Source organism: Vibrio penaeicida (genome assembly GCF_019977755.1).
GTDB lineage: Bacteria > Pseudomonadota > Gammaproteobacteria > Enterobacterales > Vibrionaceae > Vibrio > Vibrio penaeicida.
Window position 1 is genome coordinate 131,846 of the sequence record NZ_AP025144.1, and the last position, 21,639, is coordinate 153,484.

The 21,639-nt window shown below is 44.7% G+C and carries 22 protein-coding genes; 17 read left to right on the plus strand and 5 right to left on the minus strand.

What is annotated here, in order from left to right; translation table 11 throughout:
* Positions 1–32: 32 nt before the first annotated feature.
* The 5 genes from LDO37_RS00580 to LDO37_RS00600 all read right to left on the minus strand — a co-directional run bounded on the left by LDO37_RS00580 (position 33) and on the right by LDO37_RS00600 (position 5,872).
* Complete coding sequence (locus tag LDO37_RS00580) at positions 33–392, minus strand: hypothetical protein (RefSeq protein WP_126606725.1); 360 nt, start codon at positions 390–392, stop codon at positions 33–35.
* Positions 332–688 carry a hypothetical protein gene (locus LDO37_RS00585; RefSeq protein WP_185829731.1) on the minus strand — a complete coding sequence of 119 codons (357 nt, stop codon included), beginning with the start codon at positions 686–688 and terminating at the stop codon, positions 332–334. Before LDO37_RS00585 ends, LDO37_RS00580 begins: the two co-directional genes overlap by 61 nt.
* 323 nt (positions 689–1,011) lie before the next feature.
* The gene (gene tnpB / locus LDO37_RS00590; RefSeq protein WP_185829732.1) at positions 1,012–1,236 is read right to left on the minus strand and encodes an IS66 family insertion sequence element accessory protein TnpB; all 225 of its coding nucleotides are present in this window, start codon (positions 1,234–1,236) and stop codon (positions 1,012–1,014) included.
* A 339-nt stretch (positions 1,237–1,575) separates the two neighbouring features.
* Complete coding sequence (locus LDO37_RS00595) at positions 1,576–2,268, minus strand: hypothetical protein (protein WP_126606728.1); 693 nt, start codon at positions 2,266–2,268, stop codon at positions 1,576–1,578.
* 13 nt (positions 2,269–2,281) lie between these two features.
* Positions 2,282–5,872 (minus strand): DUF1566 domain-containing protein, encoded by a 3,591-nt coding sequence (locus LDO37_RS00600; protein ID WP_126606729.1) that lies wholly within the window; start codon positions 5,870–5,872, stop codon positions 2,282–2,284.
* Positions 5,873–6,103: 231 nt separating this feature from the next.
* Here LDO37_RS00600 and LDO37_RS00605 point away from each other — a divergent pair, with 231 nt between their 5' ends.
* From LDO37_RS00605 to LDO37_RS00685, 17 genes are all read left to right on the plus strand, one after another.
* Entirely contained in the window at positions 6,104–6,304 is a 201-nt protein-coding gene (locus LDO37_RS00605; protein WP_022551875.1) for a Flp family type IVb pilin, read from the plus strand.
* Positions 6,294–6,734, plus strand: a complete 441-nt coding sequence (locus LDO37_RS00610) for an A24 family peptidase (RefSeq protein WP_126606730.1) — start codon at positions 6,294–6,296, stop codon at positions 6,732–6,734. The genes LDO37_RS00605 and LDO37_RS00610 overlap by 11 nt, the downstream gene beginning before the upstream one ends.
* Positions 6,735–6,747: 13 nt before the next feature.
* Positions 6,748–7,641, plus strand: a complete 894-nt coding sequence (gene cpaB / locus LDO37_RS00615; protein WP_126606731.1) for a Flp pilus assembly protein CpaB — start codon at positions 6,748–6,750, stop codon at positions 7,639–7,641.
* Positions 7,642–7,644: 3 nt separating this feature from the next.
* A complete protein-coding gene (locus tag LDO37_RS00620) occupies positions 7,645–9,063 on the plus strand; it encodes a type II and III secretion system protein family protein (RefSeq protein ID WP_126606732.1) in 1,419 nt (472 codons plus the stop codon).
* Positions 9,064–9,071: 8 nt separating this feature from the next.
* Entirely contained in the window at positions 9,072–9,632 is a 561-nt protein-coding gene (locus LDO37_RS00625; protein ID WP_126606733.1) for a hypothetical protein, read from the plus strand.
* 3 nt (positions 9,633–9,635) lie between these two features.
* Entirely contained in the window at positions 9,636–10,754 is a 1,119-nt protein-coding gene (locus LDO37_RS00630) for an AAA family ATPase (protein WP_126606734.1), read from the plus strand.
* A gap of 6 nt (positions 10,755–10,760) precedes the next feature.
* Positions 10,761–12,059 (plus strand): CpaF family protein, encoded by a 1,299-nt coding sequence (locus LDO37_RS00635; RefSeq protein ID WP_126606735.1) that lies wholly within the window; start codon positions 10,761–10,763, stop codon positions 12,057–12,059.
* Positions 12,059–12,958 carry a type II secretion system F family protein gene (locus LDO37_RS00640; protein ID WP_126606736.1) on the plus strand — a complete coding sequence of 300 codons (900 nt, stop codon included), beginning with the start codon at positions 12,059–12,061 and terminating at the stop codon, positions 12,956–12,958. Before LDO37_RS00635 ends, LDO37_RS00640 begins: the two co-directional genes overlap by 1 nt.
* Positions 12,959–12,963: 5 nt before the next feature.
* Positions 12,964–13,884 carry a type II secretion system F family protein gene (locus LDO37_RS00645; RefSeq protein ID WP_224055295.1) on the plus strand — a complete coding sequence of 307 codons (921 nt, stop codon included), beginning with the start codon at positions 12,964–12,966 and terminating at the stop codon, positions 13,882–13,884.
* Complete coding sequence (locus tag LDO37_RS00650; protein ID WP_126606737.1) at positions 13,881–14,651, plus strand: tetratricopeptide repeat protein; 771 nt, start codon at positions 13,881–13,883, stop codon at positions 14,649–14,651. The genes LDO37_RS00645 and LDO37_RS00650 overlap by 4 nt, the downstream gene beginning before the upstream one ends.
* Positions 14,648–15,118: a TadE/TadG family type IV pilus assembly protein gene (locus LDO37_RS00655; protein WP_126606738.1), complete on the plus strand. Its 471-nt coding sequence runs from the start codon at positions 14,648–14,650 to the stop codon at positions 15,116–15,118. Before LDO37_RS00650 ends, LDO37_RS00655 begins: the two co-directional genes overlap by 4 nt.
* 74 nt (positions 15,119–15,192) lie before the next feature.
* Positions 15,193–15,618, plus strand: coding sequence for a hypothetical protein (locus LDO37_RS00660; protein WP_224055296.1), 426 nt, complete (start codon positions 15,193–15,195; stop codon positions 15,616–15,618).
* Between the two features lies 1 nt (position 15,619).
* Positions 15,620–17,008, plus strand: a complete 1,389-nt coding sequence (locus tag LDO37_RS00665) for a vWA domain-containing protein (RefSeq protein ID WP_126606740.1) — start codon at positions 15,620–15,622, stop codon at positions 17,006–17,008.
* A 65-nt stretch (positions 17,009–17,073) separates the two neighbouring features.
* Complete coding sequence (locus tag LDO37_RS00670) at positions 17,074–17,283, plus strand: substrate-binding domain-containing protein (RefSeq protein ID WP_224055423.1); 210 nt, start codon at positions 17,074–17,076, stop codon at positions 17,281–17,283.
* Between the two features lie 457 nt (positions 17,284–17,740).
* Positions 17,741–18,940 carry an MFS transporter gene (locus tag LDO37_RS00675; protein ID WP_104400216.1) on the plus strand — a complete coding sequence of 400 codons (1,200 nt, stop codon included), beginning with the start codon at positions 17,741–17,743 and terminating at the stop codon, positions 18,938–18,940.
* Between the two features lie 20 nt (positions 18,941–18,960).
* Positions 18,961–20,331, plus strand: coding sequence for an FAD-dependent oxidoreductase (locus LDO37_RS00680; RefSeq protein WP_126610206.1), 1,371 nt, complete (start codon positions 18,961–18,963; stop codon positions 20,329–20,331).
* Positions 20,332–20,340: 9 nt separating this feature from the next.
* Complete coding sequence (locus LDO37_RS00685) at positions 20,341–21,570, plus strand: DegT/DnrJ/EryC1/StrS family aminotransferase (RefSeq protein WP_101114564.1); 1,230 nt, start codon at positions 20,341–20,343, stop codon at positions 21,568–21,570.
* Positions 21,571–21,639 lie beyond the last annotated feature (69 nt).

Below are 21,639 nucleotides of genomic sequence, written 5' to 3' on the forward strand. Positions count from 1 at the left end.
TGAGTATCATAGATAACGTCTCTAATAGTTGTTCAATTAACGAATGGTGACAAGGATTTTAGGAAGGCGACTAGCTTTTTGACTTCCTCATCGCTCAGGTTTATATCAGTCAACTCGTGAACAGACATAGCTCCTAGTGAATTATCATTGTCATTGTAGTGATTAATAACAGCAAAAAGGTTTTCGGCTTTTCCGTGGTGAAAATAGGGAGGAGTTAAAGCAACGCCTCTTAATGATGGTGTTTTAAATGCACCAGTTAGCAAAGTTGATTTGTTCCTGCCTAGAAACCGAATCGCAATACAATTATTTTTATCAGCATCACTGTAACGCCCTAAACAATTAAACTCGTCTGCGAGCAATGCATCAATGCCATTGGCTCGACCAAAATCCAAGTTATGACCTTCCCAGTCACTGGTCGCATCCACATCGCAATTGTTCTTTCATTCGCTGAACTTCCCTTCTGCATGATGCTACGCCAAACACCATTATGACCTTCTGTTAGTTTCATCCAGAAACCGACAGAAAACTCCGCAGCATTAGTAGCTATTGCTTCAGTATGGGGAATAATCATACTGTCATCAGCACTGTTTATTTCAATAGCCAGATCGGAAAGCGGCCCTGTCACAATAGTAGGTGTGCCTTGTATATACTGCCTTTGCAGCAAAGTGGCGGCTTTGGCAGGCGCCAATAAACTAACCAAATGAACTGATAGAAAGAGTATAGGTAGCACTATGCGAAGGCTGAATAAATAGGGTGAATCAGCCTGGGTTGAGAGTGGATAGCCACCCCTCAACAGCTTGTTTTTTAGATCCAAGTCGAATTCTCTCAGTTTAGAAAGTTATAATATTCACCGCAATTTATCATTTTTGATACATTGTTTCAATTTTATAGAAATAGAATTTTAATAAATGGGAGTGGTTAGGATTGTGACAAAAACTCAAAATATACCCATACATAGAGGCAGGGTGAGAGCGTGAACATTTTGTTAAATCCTGTCGGCATGTACTTCGCTCATTTTTCAGCCACCTCTGTGCTTTCGTGTTCGCAATAGCGGCAGCCGTGCTTGTGCCACAGGCTGAAACCGGTTTTATCCCAGTAGAGCACCTTGAGCTTGTCTCTGTGACGGGTGAAAAATACAAACAAAGTACCGGAAAACGGTGATAACGCCATTTGCTGCTCTACCAATAGGGATAGACCGTTGAGCCCTTTGTGGAAGTCGACGAGGGTCTTATGCAAGTAGATCTTGCTAACATGAGCAAACATCCTCATACGGCGAGTTCGCGTATCAGGGGCGCCAACCAGCGTGGTTCGACATCGGGGGGAGCAGAAGCTGAGCTTGACCCAGATTGAGCTAGAGTTGGGAAGATGCATGATCACCTTGGAGCAATTGAGCAAAGGGAGAGGGCTTATCAGCTCGCGGGGGACTCGCAGTTGGTTAGCTCCGCTTTACGTTTACTGAAATAGTTGGGGTTGATCCCCTGTTGCTGACAAAATTCGCCTTGGCTCAAGATTCAGGACGAGACAATTCTATCTAAAAAACCAGTCAGCTATTGCTGACTGGTTTTTTTACTACTGTTATGGTTTTTTCCTTACCAAACGCATCATACTGTAATCTCGTGAATGGGCTCTCAGTGGTGAACTGTGGCCATTAAATGGAACCGTATAAAAGAACAAGTAGTCGCCCGGTAGATTCGAGTCTGTACTTACTTGAAGTGAATGATAAGCCTGCCCTCTATATATTTTTTCAGACGCGATCGCTTTTTCATTATCTGGCCAGCTCCAATCAAAATCCGTATCTTTTAGCGCAATGATCTCTTCTGTTGTGAGACCAATCTTATAGCTAAACATGGGATACGTCGCTGGAACACATCGATCATTATAAATAGTGAGCAAATCTTTCATATTTGGCAGATGCCATAAATGGTTAGATTCCCCTAATCGCTGATTCTCTGCTTCAACGATTTCTAGGGTTTTTTCTCTCACATTCGGATAGAACTTACGCTCTGGGAACAGATCCATAGCCACGGTAGGTACACCCTCGCAACTCATTTGATCGCTACTCAGTGTTTGCCCGATAAAGCAGTAACTCCACTGCAGCCCTGTCGCTGCATCATTCACTACTTTGTAATCTCCTGCATCGGTGGTGAGCACTTCATGAGTAAAGCGGTTACTTGGGTTCATTTCCGTATCGGCTAAACATACGCGTAAGTCTTCGTTAGCCCATGCAGACGTGACCATCAGAGATAAACATGCTGTTAAATATTTCACTCGTTTGTTCCTTTTACTCTGCATAGTAACCATCACTGATTAGTACCAGCGGGTTATGATCCGAATTATTAAAGTACTTAGCTTCTAGCCAGAACGCCGTCAGTGCTCGATTTTTTAGACCATCCATACTTGGCGCATCTAACCAAAATCCATGGAATGTGCTGTCGTTCATTCTTGGGAAGTACAAATTAGGGAAATAACGAGTATCTAGGTTGGACGCACGGTTTCTACCGAAGTCGAACAAAGCGTAACCCTCTTCCAGCGTAGGAATACGCCAGTTGCTTAATCCACAACGTTTTTTGCTGTTTATCCAAGTAATCTGGTTTTCAACCGTACACTGCTTTGGATCCGTCGAAACGACGTTCAAGTTAGGTAACGCACAGGTACCATCAAACACATCACCAGCGTTGGTTGCATCTCTAACAAACATATTGTCACCATCAAAAATGGTGTAAGGCTCATCATCTTGACGTCCATGTTTGGTTTCCCAAACCAGTCCAGTATGGGCATCAAGGACACAAGAAAATGGACTTTGCTTATACGTCAGGTCTTGTCGAATCAATGGTACGCCATCATTGTTCAATTTGACGTAGCGGGCACCCAACATGCCATCTTTATTGCTATTTCTGGCTTTACCACTTAGTGGGTCACATGCGGTGTCGCTGTCTCTACCACGGTGGCTATCATCAGACTCAATACCCGCAGTCACACGTGAGTCAGCAATATGGATATGTTGAGGGGAATAGGTTAATAGAGCACTTGGCGTTCCAATATTACTCTGAACACGGATATGATAAGCCTGCTCAAATGTTAGCCCTGTGATGGTCGCCCTTAACTTATTCGTAGGTTTTTGATGTTCAGCATCGACAACATTTTCAAATTGATTGCTGCCCCAACCTAATGTGTATTGGGTGGCGCCAACTTGTTTATCCCATCCAATGGTCACCCAGTGGCCATCTTCATTTTTGCCTTTACCATCAATACGAACGCCTAGCACTTGATCGTGATTAAGAACCACCTGGCAGGTAGGATCCAACACGCTAACCGGGTAAACGGTTACCCAACTTCCTGGTCTTGAAAACTCGAAGTAGTATTTGTCTTCCTCTGAGTTGGCTAATAGCTGAGTCATATTTTGAGTAATGTGAGAGACATTGACATCAAGGTTATTAATGAGCACTTCACCAATGGCATACTTAGCCGCAAATCTGTCTTGCAAGTTCTCCATATCTGGCAGCAGGTTATTACTGGATACCACGCCGTAGTTTCCTAACATGTCGATATCAAGAATATCCAGAACATCCATATAAATGTCGGCGCTTTCAACCAGATCGATCGATCGACCAAACAACTTACCTTCCACTTGCAGCGCAAATATTGCAGCCAAAAATTCAACTTGCTGACGGGGGAAAGCATTATATCGAGCAGCGATCTCATCAAGGGTAAACGGGTAGAGGTAACCCGCGTATCCATGCTTTGATAACGAGGTTTTGAACATTAACGCCGCTTGCGCACTCGAGATATAGCCGACGCTTAATCGTTCCAGTTCGCTGATTTCTAAAGTGCCATTACCATTGGTATCACGTTTCACTAATTCACAGAATGATCCCAATACCGACCTTAGCTGGACGCCAGTTTTGTTGTCGCGGATATGAATGGTCAACGTGTCGTGCATTTCATCTTCCGTGTACTCGTAGTTGTACTCAAACTCTCTGTTCGGAACTGGCGGTTTGCCTGGCTGACACCTCTCTAAATTATTATCGACATTGCGCAATGGAATGGTAAAAACGAAGCCATTTTTGCCTGCATAATCCATGGTTTTTCTGCGTTGACCATCAAGATCAATCAGAGCAATTGGTTCATGGCGTCCAATAGGTTGACGACCATTGGTGTCTTGTTCTTTTGGCTTGTTTAGGCGAGTACCCAATACCACTTCTACTGACGCTTCTTCTAACTCGACTGGGAAACGGCCACTGATACGAAGATGCTGTTCAGGCGCCAATCCCATTATCTGCTTCTTAAGCGGATGGTGGTAATTGGCATTCTCCAAATTACTCCAAGATCTTAGGTGGCGCCTCTCTATCTGTTCATCAGCGGTAATGTTCATCTGAGGATAAGTAGGCACCGTTTTGCCAACTTGCGCTTTATAATGTTTCCAGATTGGCTCTTTAGGATCAGCAGCGAGCGCAACCAGTATTTTTTTGCCCAATGCTTGTAATCCCGTACCACTACCCGGCCACGTGGTATTGGGCAGAGTAAAGTACTTGCTAGGATTAGTGTCTGGGTCGGCCGCAACATCCTGCTGATATTGTTCATAAATATGTTCAATATCAGCCGGACTCAATGTCCAAGTAATAGGGGCGCCTTTACCGGTTTCGATGTCGAGAGCATCATAGAGCCCAAGCAAATCGTACTGACTGTCACGCCATGAATCGCTAATAACTAGATCAAATGGTGCATCAAACACCGTAGGTTCGCCGTCCCCCGGGTTCGCTATGGCGACATGCTCTTTAAGTTTCCTGTCCTGATTCCAGTCAAGAGTCAGATCACGCTCTCCTTGGTCCGCCATCTGCTCATAAACCGCAGCCAGTTCAATCACTAGCTGTTGGGTATAAACCAGCTCTCCACGAGCATTGGCAAGTTGCTGAGTCGTCAATCTAAACAGCCAATTTAACATTGCCCTGTTATGGTTAGGCGGGTTAATGACTTTTAGCTGAGCGGTATTTATCTCAACCACCTGCTCATCTAATGGTGTATTGGGATTACCTTTAATCAGTAACCATTGCTCGGGCGTGAGGCTTAGGGTGTAACTGCCATAATAAGAAGGACGCCAGCTACTGCTGCCCGTGGTCTTCATATGGTCATAGATAGCCGTTCTTTGATCTTGTGTTAAATGCACCCAAGTGCTGTTACTTTGCTCTGAGAGGTAACGCCTAACGGCTTCATTTTTTTGCCTGACGGGCAGATTGGCATACTGGGTTAAACTGGTAGAAAGCAGATGCTTAGCGACGGTATTAAATGCTTGAGTAATGGGATCTAACGACAGAGTCACTAACTCGGTTTCATCAATCACACCATCGCCAGAACTGTCCATTTGAATGATGCTCGCTAAGGTGTCTAACTCCGTCTTAAAGTACTTACTTTGCGCTGTTGTAGTGGTGGCTCCGCCTGCATGGCTGGTTCTAGTACTCGCCGTTGATTGGCTTGCGATCCAGCCTTCCACAGAAATAGGCTGATTGTCAGGCCATTGTGAGACTTCAAAGGTGTATTCATAACTGCCTTCCGGTACAGCACTCTGCCATGTGTCACAAGTGTTCCCCGCACACACTTTGAACTCGAAAATATCGGTAGCCGTTGCCAGAGGCACAGGCCCTGAAATAGTGATATCCCGAAGCTGAGTAGGTGGTTGCGGAGGGGTGACTACTCCCCCTGGGTTACCGGGCGTTGTTCCTGGGTTTCCGGGGTTCGAGGTTCCCGGATTTCCCGGCTTAGTGGTTCCACTGTTTCCTCCTCCGGGGGGCGACGCTACTCCATCTGTTGGTCTTTCACTACAACCTAAGGTAGCCAAACCAAGCAAACTGGTAATAACTATACGTTTAAAGAGCATGATTATTCCTTAAAAACACTATTCCAGCCAAATTAAAACGGTGTATCGTTCTGCAAGTGTGTCTCATAAATGATTATATATGACTGGCATTCTGTATAATTACAGATTGTTATTCTGTATGTTAATGGTTATTTAGAATATATTATAATATTGTTATTGATTTTCTCAATGATATTAATAATAATTCTCATAATCATTTGACTGCTGAATGCAATATAAGGAATATTTTCAATGAATGGTTTCACCAACCTTCTAAAACGCTACTTTAAAGATGAAAGTGGCGCTACAGCTATTGAATACGGAATTCTTGCGGCAGGTTTAGCTGCGGGGATCTTGGCGATTTTTGGTTCTGACGGTCTATTCATCACCGCTCTAAAAGATAAGTTCCAGGCCATTATTGACGGTATGAACATGGGTGCCAGTGGAGAGTAATTTCCTTTTATTACTCAAAGCCACCACTTTTGCTCTGTTATGCATAGTTTCACTGACTGACATAAGAAATCGAACAGTCCCAAACTGGGCGTTATTGATACTGGCGATTGTGGTGTTCACTGCAGTCCCGTTTAGCGTTTATCACGCCACCATTAGTTTGATCATTTTGTTTCTAGGCATTGTTGCCTTCCACTATCGTTGGCTAGGGGCTGGTGACAGTAAGCTGCTGGCAATATGCGCCTATGGCTCCATCGAACATTGGCAGTGGTTGTTACTGCAAACCGCTTTGGTAGGTGGAGGATTAAGTATAGCCATTCTCGTATACAACCATTTAGTCGGATTGGGTTTGATAAAACACTCCCCTATAAAAACGGTGCCTTATGCCGTCGCAATTGCTGGCAGTGCCATAACAACCATTCACTACATTTAAAAAAGCAAACACCATGAAAAAGTTACTTTTTGTGCTCATTAGCATAGGTTTACTACTCGTTACGCTAATGTTTGTCTGGTCAAATACGGCGGCAACGCCAGTATCAAAAACAGAAGAACAGGTCAAAGTAGAAGAACCTAAAGCGATTGCTCCAAGGATTTTGGTTGCCAAATACCCTATTCAAGTCGGTTCTTTACTTCGCTCTCAGGATTTCACCTGGGCACCGTTCGATGACTCTGAACATCAATTGATTGATCTGTTTTTAAAAGATTTTGTCGAACTCAAATCATTAGAAGGCAGCTTGATCACTCAATCCCTTGTCGCTGGTCAGCCTTTAACCTCCTCTGTCATTATCCGACCGGAACAAAGCCATTACCTCTCTTCTATGCTTGCTCCTGGGATGAAAGGCGTCACCTTAGATATCACCTTTGCTGGTAGCAATTACGGATTAATTCGAGCAGGTAACTATGTCGATATCCTCTTAACCACTTCCAAAAAACATCAAGATGAAGAAGGGTTTGGGGAAGTGACTAAACACGCTAACAACTTAGTTTTAGAAAATGTTCGCTTGCTAGCGGTAGACAATGTTTTGACCGACATCCTGAGTGGTCCAGAGAAACAAGATCCATCAAGTTCACTCAATCAAAACGGGGAGCGCACGGTCCCGGTCACTTTTGAAGTGACGGCCGATCAAGCGCAACGTTTGCTGCTGGCTCGTAAGCTTGGTGCTTTGTCTCTTTTACTTCGTAGCGCCTATCAAGATGCAAGCCTAGCTCAATCAGACAACGTCACGCTATGGGATGAGGAAATTTCTGATAACCATAATCCGCGCATGCGGCCACAGCACTCTATCCGAATTTTTGACGGTCAGGATGTCCGTACACAAGAAAAACCGACAGCGAGATAACTCATGAACACTTTCAAAACACTCTGTATATGTGTGCTGACACTGCTTTGCTCTGCTCAGGTCTATGCAAAAGTTAACACGCTAGAAATCTCCGTTAACGAAAATCGTTTAATTGCTGTTTCCGGTGAGGTGCAAGACATCTTTGTGTCTGATCCTGACTTACTTGTTGTACATGCTCCCTCCAGTCAACACATTATGATTGCGGGTAAAAAGTTAGGGGAGACAGACATACTTGTCCTTGGTGCTAACGCTTCTACATTGGCTCATTACAAAATTGTGATCAGCGTTGATATCTCTGATCTGGAGCAAAATGTCCGACATGCTTTCCCTGATGCTAGCGTCTCCTTTGCCTACAGTGGCGGGGCTATTATTGCAATGGGAGAAGTATCGACACCATTGCAAGCTCATGAAATTCTCAGCATGGCTTCTGGTTATGCGAAATCTCTTCAAGAAGAAGATACACAAACCATGGGCGCGCCTTCTTCACAGGACGGGAATGGTGCTAGGGCAAACGGAGCAGCGAAGCCTGGCGGTGGTATGGGTACTTACCCGTTAGTGGTTAATCAACTAAAAACCGCAGGAAGCACGCAGGTTAATATCTCCGTACGTATCGTCGAGATGGAGCGGACAACCAGTGAACAACTGGGTCTGAGATGGAGCTCTGTTGGTAACATGCGTTGGGGTACTTGGGACAGTTTGCAAACCGCTCTTGGGGTAACGCCAGGCAATAAGTTTCCTACTAACAACTTGCCTAGTGGACCCGATCAGCATGGTCTAAACGTGATCATTGATGCCTTAGTCGAAAACAGTCTAGTGAATGTCCTTGCTGAGCCTAATCTAACGGCTAAGTCTGGAGAAGCTGCCACCTTTATGTCTGGAGGAGAATTTCCCTTCCCTGTCGACAATGGCGACGACGGTGTCAGCATTGAGTTTAAAAAGTTTGGTATCGCTTTGGAGTTGACGCCAACCGTACTGAGCAACAACCAGATCAGTCTAACGGTTGCGCCAGAAGTATCGACGTTAAGCCGTGAAAACAGCGTCTCCATTGCCGGTGTTGAAGTACCGGGAATCGAAACCCGCCGAGCCACCACTACCATCGAACTGGCAGATGGACAAAGCTTTGCGCTAGCCGGCTTAGTTCGCACCTATCAAGATCATAAAGTGGAAGCTTTGCCTTTTCTTGGCGAAATCCCTGTACTGGCCCCTTTTTTTAGTAACAACAGTTTCAAAAACTCAGAAAGTGAGTTGGTTATTATTGCCACTGCCCGATTAGTCGAACCCACAAGTGATCCCTCTCTTCTTACCACACCTCTGGATCGTTACAGACCAGCGAGTCGTTTTGAGCGCGTATTCCTGCAGAAAACAGGGGAAACACACGATCAAAACAGCAGGTTGTTTGGCAACTACGGTTACAACTATTAGGAATCATGATGAATCAATTAAAACTTTGTTCAGTGGCTTTGTTGTTGCCTGCACTGGTCGCTTGTGTCGCACCAAATCAAGTACTTCCGCATCATAGTTACACCGACACGGCTGAATTTAACGCTGACAGGGAAACACTGCCTGTCGTGTTAGATCAGTTAACCGCGCCCCTTATTCATCGAGAAGAAGTGGGAGAGATAAACATTACTCTGCAAGGCGGCTTGCTTAGTCAATCAGAAAAACAAGAGATTGAAAGCCACCTATCAAACAAACTCTTAATGCAAGTAGAGCTGGATCATACCCCTAGTGTGGAGGAAACCATGCAGGGAGATATCGAAGTGATTTTTGCGCCGGATACGTGTCGATACAATAAATCTGCTGTTCCTGTGAGTCCTCAAGCCTGCCAGCAATTGCGCAATCAGTACGCCAGTGCCAGCGATAAAATGGCATGGCATCAGGGGAATATCTACCAAGAGCATAACACTGCACTATCTGCCGGTGCTGTTCAAAGACTTTACAACAACAAAATCAAATCTGCGGAAAAGCAGTCAGTAACCGGAGAGGATTAACCCGTGTCAGACAGTACGTTTAACGTCGTTGCTTTTGTATTAGACGACCACAGTCAACAAATCATCACTCAACTGGCTGCCGACATTGATAACCAGAATATTCAGGTACAAAAAGGCGACATTAACAAGGCAAGAGAGTGGTGTACAAAACATGGCGCCCCCGACCTTTTGTTGGTTGATGGAGGTGACTGTGTCAACTTAGACAGCGCTCTTAGTGAGCTATCACATCATTGCCCTCCTCAGATGAAGTTGATCGTTCTGGGGAAAAAGCAAGAAGTGACCCTTTATCGCCACTTAATGTTTGCCGGAGTGAATGATTACCACACAACTCCTCTTGATGCCGATGCACTGAGACTGAGTTTGCTTCATCTTCAAGGTCATCAGGTGAAAAAATCCCTACGTACGGGCAAAGTCATCTGTGTTCTTGGTAGTTCAGGCGGCTGTGGTGTCAGTACTATTGCCAGCAACTTAGGCTACTATCTTGCAGAAAAGCAAAGTCAGCACGTTGCGCTTGTCGACCTTGATGTCTTCCATAGTCAGCACCCTATTTTACTTGGCACCGACTATGAACCCAATTTAGAAAATATTCTAAAAGATGCGGATCGTATTGACGAAACTCTGCTCGCTCACAGTAGCCATCAGTTTTCAAAAACACTGCACCTGTTTTATGGTCAAGATAGCCAGTTACCCTCCGACAATCATGGCTCGATAACTGAGACCATTCAGGCTCTGGCAGAGCACTATGGTACGGTGATTATTGATATACCCAACCTCCATAATCCAGCCATGTTAGACGTCATTGAAAAAGCCGATAACTGTATTTACGTCACCGATTACAGCCTTAATAGTTACCGCTTTTTAGCCAAACTTAGAGCGCGCGTTCAATCGACACATCAAAGACAGATTTTGGTGGGTAATTTGTGCAGAAAAAGTAAAGGGCGAGTGCCTAAGACTGAACTGAGTAAGTCTCTAAGCTTAGACTTGTCCCTTGAGTTCCCTTTTGATGCCAAAGCGTTTGAAAAGTCAGAACTGGTAGGCAAACCTATTATGTCTCAAAGTACTCGATTCAGTAAAAAGCTTGCTCAGCTAGGCCAAATGGTCAGCTCGGCAGCAAAAAGGTAATTGCTCATGTTTAGACAAAGCAGCCTTGCGCCCAAGCAGAGAACTCATCAACTGTTAACCATGTCAGATGAGGCGAAAAGTGCCTTTTATGAGCTGGTTGATCCATCGGTTGCCGCTAACCTAAGCAGAGATGAGTTGCTACCGAGAGTCCGAGAAGCTTTAGCTAATATTGCTTCAAAAAAAATGCTGCCATACAACAATCAGGAATTGGCTGTTCTTGCGCTTCAATTGGTTGATGAAATGGTGGGCATTGGCCCGATTCAACCTTTGTTAGAAGATCCAAGTGTTTCAGACATTTTAGTGAACGGCCCTGATACTGTGTATGTGGAGCGTCAGGGTATTCTACAAAAAACCGACATTCGATTTAGGGACAGTAAGCATGTTTTGAACGTCGCTCAGCGTATTGTGAATGCAATAGGGCGAAGAGTGGATGAGTCAAACCCTATGGTTGATGCAAGACTTAAAGATGGCAGCCGAGTAAACGTCATCGCTCCGCCACTTGCATTACACGGTACCTGTATCTCTATCCGTAAATTTCCAGCCAACAAAATGATGCTGGATAGCCTGGTGAGCAAACAGAGTTTGTCTTCCCAAATGGCTGACTTTTTGGCCATCGCAACACACTGCCGCTGCAATATCCTTATTTCAGGAGGAACGGGTTCAGGTAAAACAACCCTGTTGAATGCGTTGAGTCGACATATCAGTGAAGACGAACGCATCATTACCATAGAAGATGCAGCAGAGCTCTCTTTAGCACAGCCGCACTGGGTTCCTTTGGAAACTCGTAACGCGAGTACGGAAGGGAACGGAGAGGTGAATGTTCGCGATTTGGTCAAAAACGCACTTCGTATGCGTCCAGATAGAATTGTTTTAGGTGAAGTTCGTGGGGCGGAAGCCTTTGATATGTTGCAGGCGATGAATACGGGACATGACGGCTCGCTTTGTACTCTTCACGCAAACAACCCCCAAGATGCCATTGTTCGTCTAACAAACATGTTGCAAATGGGTGGTGAGCGACTGTCGGATCAAATCATACGCAGTCAAATTGTCAGCGCTATCGATGTCGTTGTGCAACTGGAAAGAATGAGAGATGGGCATCGCCGTATTACCGCCATCAGTGAAGTCGTAGGGAGCCAGGGCGAGCACATTGAGCTCAAGCCGATTTTCCGTTTTGATCTCAAACGCGCGGATAAACATCAGATACACGGTGACTACAACGTATTCAATGTCTCTGAAGCCCTGCTAGAAAAAGCCTCTCACTTTGCTCTGGAAGAAGAGATGCAAACCAGCGTGGAGAAATCATAGTGGCTTTGCTGATTGGAATCACCTTGGTGTGGTTAATCGCCGGTGCCTTTGCCTGGCATCATATAGAAAAGCAGGACGGTTGGAAAAAACAGCTCGGCCGATACACCTTAGTGGCACTGTCCCAAGATCAGGAGAGCGTCGCTCCTTTCTGGGAGCGTTGGCAATGGTTCCAAAACTTGGTGACCTTTCTGGGGTATGAAAAGCTTCGTCAATGGGCGGCGGGTGGCATAGTCGCGCTGGTGGCTTTTTCGACTCTGCTGATTATCAACGGCATGGATTGGTACGTATCCATTCCATTGAGTGCCGTCAGTATTGGCTTAGCCGGCTATTTTTTCTATCTTCAGCAACAACAAAAAGCCATGGACCATTTTCGTAATGAGCTGCCAGACATCATCGATGGTTTGTTAAGGGCGTTACGTGTTGGCGCTCCAATGGCGGATACCTTTCTTGAAATATCTCACCAGCACGATGGCATCACTCGACGTCTGTTTGAACGAATGCACGATGAGCTCAGTGTCGGTCAGACTTTACCTGACGTAATGAAGCATGCTGCGAAAAGAATGCCTATTGCTGAGTTTCGATTCTTAACCATAGTACTGAGTCTGCAACAAGAAACCGGTGGTCGCCTGACAGGCGTACTGGAAAGACTCAGTCATACATTAAGAGCCCGAGCCGAACTTAATGCCAGCATTCTCAGCATTACATCTGAGTCCCGTAACTCAGCTAAAGTACTGGCGGCTCTACCTGTTCTGGTCTGTTTAGTGCTGTTTACCACAGGCAAAGAACACTTTGACTTTTTAATGGCTTCAACGGGAGGGCAACTTGTTATGGCATATGTCGTCACTAGCATTCTGTTTGGCCTTTTTCTCATTCGACGTATGACACAGTTAAAAGGATAAGTATCATGGAACTGACCACTATCCCCAACTTTTGGATTGTCTCATTGGCATTGGTGATGATTTTCATCCTTGTGTTAGCGACTTTTTTCTTGTCTCAGCAAACCCTTGCGCGTTGGCAGGAACAGTGTGCACGATACACAAAAATCAACGACGATGAAGACGTCGGCGTTGCCCAACAAACTCCGTCATTCTGGAGCTCGTTAGGGGTGCTGTATCCGGTATCAGACAAAGAGAAAAAACGCCTTGTTCAAATGTTAGAACAAGCGGGGATACAATCACCAACTGCACTGAACTCAACACGAGGTGCCAAGCTGTTTCTTGGCTTGATGGCGGCCGTTATTGCCCTTTTTTGGCGTTGGTCTCAAGAAGAGCTTCTTGAAGCCATGACCGTCATGTTTATTTTAATTAGCTATGTACTTGGTTCAAACCTTCCGGAGTACTGGCTGAAACGTTTGGCCCGCCAAGCGATACAAAAACAACAACAAGTGGTTCCAGACGCCATCGATCTGATGGTTATTAGCGTAGAAGCCGGATTGTCTCTTGAACGTGCCTTGGAAAAAGTCGGCACATACCTACTTGATGTGGAACCCATGTTAGCCAACCAGTTTTTGCGTACCCACGCTGAGATCCAAGTGCGGGGAGAATCTTCTGAGTGTCTGAAAAAACTGGCATGGAGAACCGGATTAAAAGAACTTGAGCGTTTGGCAAGCACCATTTCTATGGCCGAGCGATATGGTTCTCCTCTTGCGGAAACCATGAGAACCATCAGTGATGATGCGCGCCAAATGAGAAAAATGGCCCTTCAGGAACAAGCCGGTAAGCTGCCAAGTCGCATTACCTTGATTCAAATGGCGCTTATTATGTTGCCTCTGCTTGTTCTTATCATTACCCCAACAATGAACCTATTACTAGAGAGCTTACGATGAGTTCATTTTTTACCTTTAAAGGCCTAGCCTCCATTTACCTTTGTCTTATGCTGCTAGGCTGCGCAACGCCGCAAAAAGTGAACAAACAGACGGAAAATAACGAAAAAGTTCTGGCTGAAGCTTCCTTTAACTACGGACAATTTGCAAAGGCTGAAGAGCAGTACTTAAGGCTGCTTAGCGCATACCCAGACAAACTGGAATATCAGCTTATGCTTGCCCGAAGCCAGTATAACCAAGACAAAAAAGAAGCGGCTATCGCCAAACTAAAACACGTCACCTTAGCTGAAGATCCTATCGCTGCCCAGGCTAGTATGTACTTAGGTCGTTATCTTCTGGCAGCAGCAAGAGTGCCAGAAGCCATTGCCGTCTATGAACTGGGGGTCAGCAAGGCGAATAATAATCGTATTAAGGCTCGACTTCATAACGGGCTAGGCATCGCTTTACTGGAGTTTGATTTAGAACGAGCTCGTTCAGAGCTCACCCAAGCTGTCGCCCTTGCCCCCGACAATCCTCATTATCGCTCCAATTTAGCGCTTAGCTATCTGCAGGACAATCAGTTGGCTAAGGCACGACAGACTTTTGAGCCTTTGTTGGCGTATCAGCAGTTGCCTATTCAGGTCGAGCTTAACTTTGCCCTATTACTTCTGGCAGAAGGCGATGAAGATCAAGCTCGGGCTCTGTTAACTCGTCATTTACCAGCCAGTGAAGTGGAAAGAGATCTGTCGATACTCAAAGGTCGTTTAAATGGCTCAGGAACCCTACTATGACAAGCTCGTCAAAACGGCAAAAAGGGGTGATCAGTCTTGAAACCGCTTTTTTGATGCCTGTTTTTCTCGGGATCACTTTGATGTTTTTTGATGTATCGCGGCTCCATCTTCAATACGGATTGCTCGAACATGCCATGCGTCAATCTCTTCGCGAACTGCTTACAGAAAATTGGTACAACAACCCTTTAACCAGCGGGAAAGTAAAACGTATGGTTGAAGAGCACGGCTTTGGATTTCTCGACTCGGTCACCATTGAACTGATCAAGTTTGATTCGATGGATGCCCTGTTGCAAGTGGAAGATGAAGAAGAAGAGGTTGACCCTATTTATCGTCCTTCTGATCCCGTTTACCGAGTGACGGCCACCTTGACGACTGAGTTGAAATTTAGCCCGCTGGGCTTCTTTGAACCTGAAAAACTCAAACAAACCAGTACCGTCATTATTTCTCAGGATTTATTGTTTAACTAACTATGTGCATAAAAAAGCTACGTCAGTCCGGTCTCCCTTCCAGAGCCAAAGGAAGCATAAGTCTAGAGATGGCCATGATTGCTCCTATATTACTGACCATCATACTGGCTTCGTCGGAGCTACTCACCATCATGCGTGTTGAACAGAGACTCATTAACTTAAACTACAACATACTGACACTGGTCGGAAATCAGAGAACACTAACAAGAGAGAACAATATCGCTCAGCTTCCTTATTTCCGTGACTTTGCAGAAACCCAATTAGAGTTTATAGCCAAAGGGCAAGCTGGCTTATCCATTGCCACTTATAATGCCGCAACCGATGAAACCACCGTTATTTTACTTGATGGTCGCTGCCCATTGACCAAGCGTTGGCCGGATTTTGCATTAGGGAGTTTGGTCGAAGTCACCCTATGTTTTGACCCTGAAGAGACCAATCCAATTTGGAACCTGTGGCCGAAAGGTCGTTTTTCTTCAAGCATGATCCGAGAGGTCAACTAAGATGGGTACTTTACAAAGACACAAACAGCGGGGCGTTATCTCTGTATCAACCGCTCTGTTTCTGTCCGGCATGCTCACATTTTTTAGTTTTGTTCTGGTGGTCATTATTTCAAGCATCACCGACAGCCGACTCTCTATGCTGGCCGACTCCATCTTGTATTCAGCTTCAGACAGTCATACTTCCGCTCTGGATGCCCAGCAGCTTTTGGAAGCGAACATAGAGTCAGATACTTCTGGATTAAAAGATCCTACGGCGTCACTGCATAAACGGGAAAGCGATGCCTCGGTTAGCGTAAAAGGGACGGTGGACTTAGATCAACTGGTGCTCACGGACCAACTTCAAACCGGCAATTTAGATATAAAACATCACGCAAAATCCCAACTTCATCAATTGACCCTAGAAATAGCCGTTATGCTGGATGTGTCTGGTTCCATGATGGACAAACCTATGGAGCAAGCATTAAAAGGTCTACGAGATTTTGCTGATATTCTCTATGCACAAGAGAGACGTAACTTAAGTAAAACCGTTAGCATTGTTCCAGCGACTGGCTATGTCAATATTGGCCTTAGACCTGAGTTTTTTAAGCCTAGCGCCATCAAGGTTCCCAGAGGTCTTAAGCCTTTGTTTAAGGAAATGCGCTGGAGGGATCTGCTGAGCGATAAGATACCAGATCGTTGGCGTGGAGCCATGTGTACCCAGCTCACGGAAGTTCAGGAAGGTTTATCTAACGCCAGCGCCATGACACCAACTTGGATTAGAAACTTAGAGCGTGGCCCACAACATCAGGATCTCAGGTTTGTTTTGCATACCGCTTTTCCTCCTGGGGTACCGGAATTTCAAGATGGCACGCCACTGTTAGAGTTTTATCCAAAAGACAATAAAGATCCCTATCGTCCTAACTGGAAACATTTACTGGCTCTATTTGATAATTCCGACTGTGGTGTCAGTAAGGTTCTACCTTATTTGTCCAACCATAAAGAACTCGTCAGAGGGCTTAAAACAATGTATCCAGAGGTGAGCACCAATAATGCTGAAGGAATTGTTTGGGCTTGGCGTTTACTCTCTCCAGAATGGAGAGGAAAATGGGACAAGAAAAAATCCGAGCTGCCTAGAGATTACGGTTTGCCTAACAATAAAAAAGTGATGATCTTGTTTACTGATGGCGATCACTTAACCGACCCTAAAATGCGTGACCGGAAACAAGTCTCCCTATGTCGAGAGATGAAAAAGAAAGGCATTGAAATCATCGCCATTGACTTCAATAATCGCTCTCAATCCATGAAATCGTGCGCCAGTCCGGGCCGGTACTTCCCTGCCAACAACCGAACCATAAGAACAGTGCTTCAACAAGTAGCTACCACGCTTAACAAGATTGAACTGGTGAAATAAATCACGCAGCCTCTTAGTTTACTAAGGGGCTGACTTTATTATTCCTGCACAAGGTACAACCTTTCATTCCTCAAGATCTCTCCAATATTGGGTACGACAATATTTATCAATCAGACTTGAGTTATCCCAAGCTTACAACCGTCGACATTCCGCTGAACACCATTGCCACGCAGGCACTGGATGGTATTCAAAGAAAGTTTGATGAAAAAGACGCGTTGTGCGAAATCAAAATCAAACCCCGCTTAGTGATTCGAGGATCGGTGTCCAACGTATAGTAGAAGGACGCTAGGGTCCTTTTACGTCGCTCTATACACATTCAGCATCTTTTCCCTTTCTATTGAGTTTTTTGTTATTTTACATTTTGAAATATATATAATTATCAAAATGTTAAAGTGCTTTGAACTTCATTTTAGCCGTTACTATCGACACCTGACTGAATTTTCGTGCTTCTTGGAATTAATTCTCTTTAAGTCACCATTAAGTTGATGTTAACAGCTTAATATCTCTGTGTTTTCAACATTTTATTCTTAAAAAACAACACCCTGTTGTTTCATCTTGAAAAGTTGAGCTCTGCCGCACGCATTTATAAAACAAGTTGTTGTAAGTTTTGTTGTGTATAGCATCAATTCCGCGTAAGCACTGCCATATCGACGTGTTAAAAGCCCAATTATCCCTAATAAATCCATGTGATTTTAGGGAAGTAGTTAATTGACTTTTCATTAAGGGACTATTTTGTTTAAAAATATTGATTTGCCTGGTTTATATAAGAATTCATCTTCTTTATTTATGAACAAACAGGTTCTGGCTATTTTCCTTCTTGCGAGTGCAAGTGCAGCAGTTAATCCCTATAAAAATATATTTGGTATTGATGTTGTTGGCGTCTCCGAGCTTTCTTATAGCTTGGTGATGTTATTCTCTGGAATAGTCATAACAATATTCAGTATTTTCTTTGGGATGCGATCTGATATAAATGGTAGCTTTGTTAAGTACATTTATATTTGTGCATTCTGCGGTATTGTCGGTAACCTCAGCCTGTATTTTTGGCCGAATGAAATAGTCTATTTTGTTGCTAACTGCTTACTTCTGCCTGTCTTTTTTGTTATCAACTCACTGATATTTGGGTATGCGGCAGCAAAGCGTCAAAACGTTGAAGGCAACGACCAACATAAAGAAAATGCAGCGTTGCGATCAGTGTACTCAATGGGCTATGTGGCTACACTAGGTGTGATTGGCTCTTTAGCACTAGAAAAAAATCAACTCATATATGTATGGCTGTACGCAGGTATCTTTGCTGCCCTTATCTTAGGGGTATTTTCTAATGAACCCTTAAAAAACGTCGAATATAAATCAGATAAGGCATCTGAATCATTATTAAAAGTATTTAATAAAGAAAATGTGATTAAATTAATCAGTGTTTCTCTTGTCACCAATATGCTTTTTACATTAGACGCCACGGTACCACTTATTATCGTTAATCAAGTTCAAGGTGGATATTCGGGTATTGGTGCTTTTGAAGCCAGTATTGCTATTTTTGAAGTGTTCTTTATTTTTTATTGGTCGCGTTTAGCATCCAAAATGCAACCATCCAGTGTCATTATTATCGGTGCAGTGATATTCGCTATTTCTATTGCGTTACTTTCCTTCACACAAACCATGACGCATATTTATTTACTCATCCCTATGCTTGCACTTGGTGCTGCGTGTTTAATCAGTATTCCTATTGGTTTCTTGCAATCGTTGGCAACAGGTCGTGCTGGTGTGGGTGGCTCGTTACTTTCCATCTCTTTCTTTATTTCTTCGTCAGTGTCCTCTGTGGTCTATTTCGTGGGTATGTATTACTTCGAGACCAAAGGGGCTATTTGGTTATCGTCCATCGTTGGACTGGTTGGCTTGCTCGTACTGTATTTCATTGACAGAAAGAAACACCAATAAAAATAATACAAGGAGAAAGTATGAGTAACCTATGTGTAGTAGGTGGTGGTTTATCGGGGTTAGAATTTGCCCTCTATGCCGCAGTAAGTGGAAAGCGTGTACATATTTATGAAGCGGGTCCAAGCCTTCGTCAAGAACACGTGCATTTTGATACCAGAATACTAACGGGTGATGAAAAATTAAGACCTTGGACGGCGAACAACCATTGGGGACAAGGGGGGATCAGTGAGCGGCTTGGTGGACGGTCACTTTGCTACCACGGGGTTATGTTGCCTCTTGAGGAGGCTGCACTTGCCTCATGGCCTAAGAGCTGGCAACAGATCTTGGCGGGAAAGAATGGCCTATATCCAGAGTTAACCCAAGGCTTTTCTTCTCAATTTCCTGAGATGACACCTTCCAACCCAGTTGCGGATTTCTTAACACATGTGCCTCAGGCTGCACGATTTATGGAAGATGGCCGATTCACTTCCTACAGCCCAATGCACTCCCTAGAGAGCTTTATCCGAGACGGCGTAATTACCATCGAGCGCGCTAAAATTGCGAAGGTGGCAAAATCAAATGGTCAATTTTATCTAACAGACACCAGCGGTAAAACCGTGAACCAGACAGGATTCTCAAAGTGTGTGCTGGCGGCTTCTGCGATGGTGAACAACGCTATAATCGCTAGCTCGATTGGGCAAAGCTTTACGTCTGAACTGACGGATCATTACTGTTTGGGTATTGCGGTCAAAGTAAAAGAAGGAACCGAAATAGGTGCCTACAGACACGAAATGCTGTGGCATGGCTACAGTAAGCACCACGACCTGAACGCCAATATTTTTGTGGTTGAGCGACCTAGAACGCCTGATGGCGACAGGTTGTTATTGCTGATGGCGGTAGTAGAACAAAACCCAGAAGATTCACCGTTGAGCCAGTTGCGCTGTCAAGTCAGTGGTGGCAAAGCAGAGCTTGCGATCGACGCTCACCATTCTGAGCGTGATATCGATAACTACAACAAAGTTGCTAATAGATTAGTGGAATTTGCTCGCGAAAAGCTGAATGCGGATCTGCGTGCTTTATCCCCTACTGAAGATGAAAAACAAGGCAAACACTTCAAATCTTTTGCTGATTCATCCATTCAAGATGAATTCGACATTGCGCTCAATAGTTTAGATACCACTTCTCAAACCAATGTCTTTACTCGGTTCACCTTTCCTTATGGTGCTTACGAACATGAAAGCGCTTGCCACCCGCTGGCAGGAAAAGGTGTTAACGCATTAACCGAGGAACTTGAGTTAGCCGCGATGCCTGGGCTGTATGCCATTGGCCCCGGTGCGTTCCCAAGGCTAGGCATTGCAAACCCTGCACTGACGATTTGTGCTATGTCCCGTTGGCTAGCATCACATATTTAGGAATAGAAAATGAGTAATAAAACCTTAGCATTATTAGGTGGTGAGCCGATTGTTTCTGAGCCGCTTCCAGCGTGGCCGAGTTTGGATAAATCGGTACTGGGAGACATTGAGAACATTTTAGAAACCGGAGAAATTAACTACTGGACGGGCAACCGAGGTCGCCAGTTTGAGGCCGATCTTGAATCTTACCTTGGTGATGGTCATGTGATCACGACCACCAATGGCACGTCGGCTTTGCATACGGCATTCACCTCCTTGGGTATCAGTGACGGCGACGAAATAATCTGTCAGCCATACACGTTTATTGCCTCTGCTTTTTCCATCATGCAAGCCGGTGCTAAACCTGTTTTTGCCGATGTGGACGAAAGCCACACATTGGATGCCAGTAAGCTAGAGCGTCATATTACGCCAAAAACCAAAGCCATTCTTGTTGTCCATACTTTTGGTGTACCCAGCGATATGGACGCTATCAATGCCATTGCAAAAGCTCATAACTTGCTGGTGATTGAAGACTGTGCGCAGGCACTAGGGTCGCAATACGATGGTCAGCTATTGGGTACCGTGAGTGATGCAGGGTGTTTTAGCTTCTGTCAAAGCAAGCACATCACCACTGGTGGTGAAGGCGGTGCGATTTTTGTCGGTTCTGAAGATCTAGCGTGGAAATGTCGTTCGTTCCGAGACCACGGCTTTGATGTTGAAAAGCGACTGCACCTGTTTGAATTGGAACAGAAGCTGCCCTACATTCACGTGAGATTGGGTTTCAACTTCAGAATGACTGAGATTCAATCGGCGATTGGCATCAAAGAGTTAGCGAAGTTTAACAGTGGTAATTTAGAACAGCGCATCAAGAATGGTAAGCGTTTGACTGCTTTGTTGGAAGAGCATCCTTTGGTGTCACATCTGCCTATTGACGATGAAAAGAGAGTGAACTCTTACTGGTGGGCACCGTACATTTTGGATATGTCTCTGCTGGATTGCGACATCAAAACGTTTGCTAATGCGATGGCTGCTGAAGGGGTACCTGCGTACCCTGTTCCTTGGCCTGAGATCTATAAAGAGCAAGCGTTTGCCAATATGGAGGGGTCACCTTCATTAGAAGAATGGCAAGCGGATTGCCCGATGGCAAAAACGCTCGGTGAAACTACGTTGGTATTTCACACGCACCCAGTGTACGACGAACATTTGATGGAAGCCTTCTACGCCGCCTTTAACAAGGTGTACGAACATTATAAAAAATAAAATGTCGGAATAAGAGCAATGAGTCTAAAAGGAGCGCCTAATGAGGCGCTCCTTTTTTATGTTAGGTAG

Bases quoted from the DNA above. Each gene is read 5' to 3' on its own strand.
- LDO37_RS00605 (WP_022551875.1), top strand. From the start codon at position 6,104: ATGAATGGTTTCACCAACCTTCTAAAACGCTACTTTAAAGATGAAAGT.
- LDO37_RS00625 (WP_126606733.1), top strand. From the start codon at position 9,072: ATGAATCAATTAAAACTTTGTTCAGTGGCTTTGTTGTTGCCTGCACTG.
- cpaB (WP_126606731.1), top strand. From the start codon at position 6,748: ATGAAAAAGTTACTTTTTGTGCTCATTAGCATAGGTTTACTACTCGTT.
- LDO37_RS00680 (WP_126610206.1), top strand. From the start codon at position 18,961: ATGAGTAACCTATGTGTAGTAGGTGGTGGTTTATCGGGGTTAGAATTT.
- LDO37_RS00650 (WP_126606737.1), top strand. From the start codon at position 13,881: ATGAGTTCATTTTTTACCTTTAAAGGCCTAGCCTCCATTTACCTTTGT.
- LDO37_RS00635 (WP_126606735.1), top strand. From the start codon at position 10,761: ATGTTTAGACAAAGCAGCCTTGCGCCCAAGCAGAGAACTCATCAACTG.
- LDO37_RS00665 (WP_126606740.1), top strand. From the start codon at position 15,620: ATGGGTACTTTACAAAGACACAAACAGCGGGGCGTTATCTCTGTATCA.
- LDO37_RS00655 (WP_126606738.1), top strand. From the start codon at position 14,648: ATGACAAGCTCGTCAAAACGGCAAAAAGGGGTGATCAGTCTTGAAACC.
- LDO37_RS00620 (WP_126606732.1), top strand. From the start codon at position 7,645: ATGAACACTTTCAAAACACTCTGTATATGTGTGCTGACACTGCTTTGC.
- LDO37_RS00685 (WP_101114564.1), top strand. From the start codon at position 20,341: ATGAGTAATAAAACCTTAGCATTATTAGGTGGTGAGCCGATTGTTTCT.
- LDO37_RS00660 (WP_224055296.1), top strand. From the start codon at position 15,193: ATGATTGCTCCTATATTACTGACCATCATACTGGCTTCGTCGGAGCTA.
- LDO37_RS00645 (WP_224055295.1), top strand. From the start codon at position 12,964: ATGGAACTGACCACTATCCCCAACTTTTGGATTGTCTCATTGGCATTG.
- LDO37_RS00600 (WP_126606729.1), bottom strand. From the start codon at position 5,872: ATGCTCTTTAAACGTATAGTTATTACCAGTTTGCTTGGTTTGGCTACC.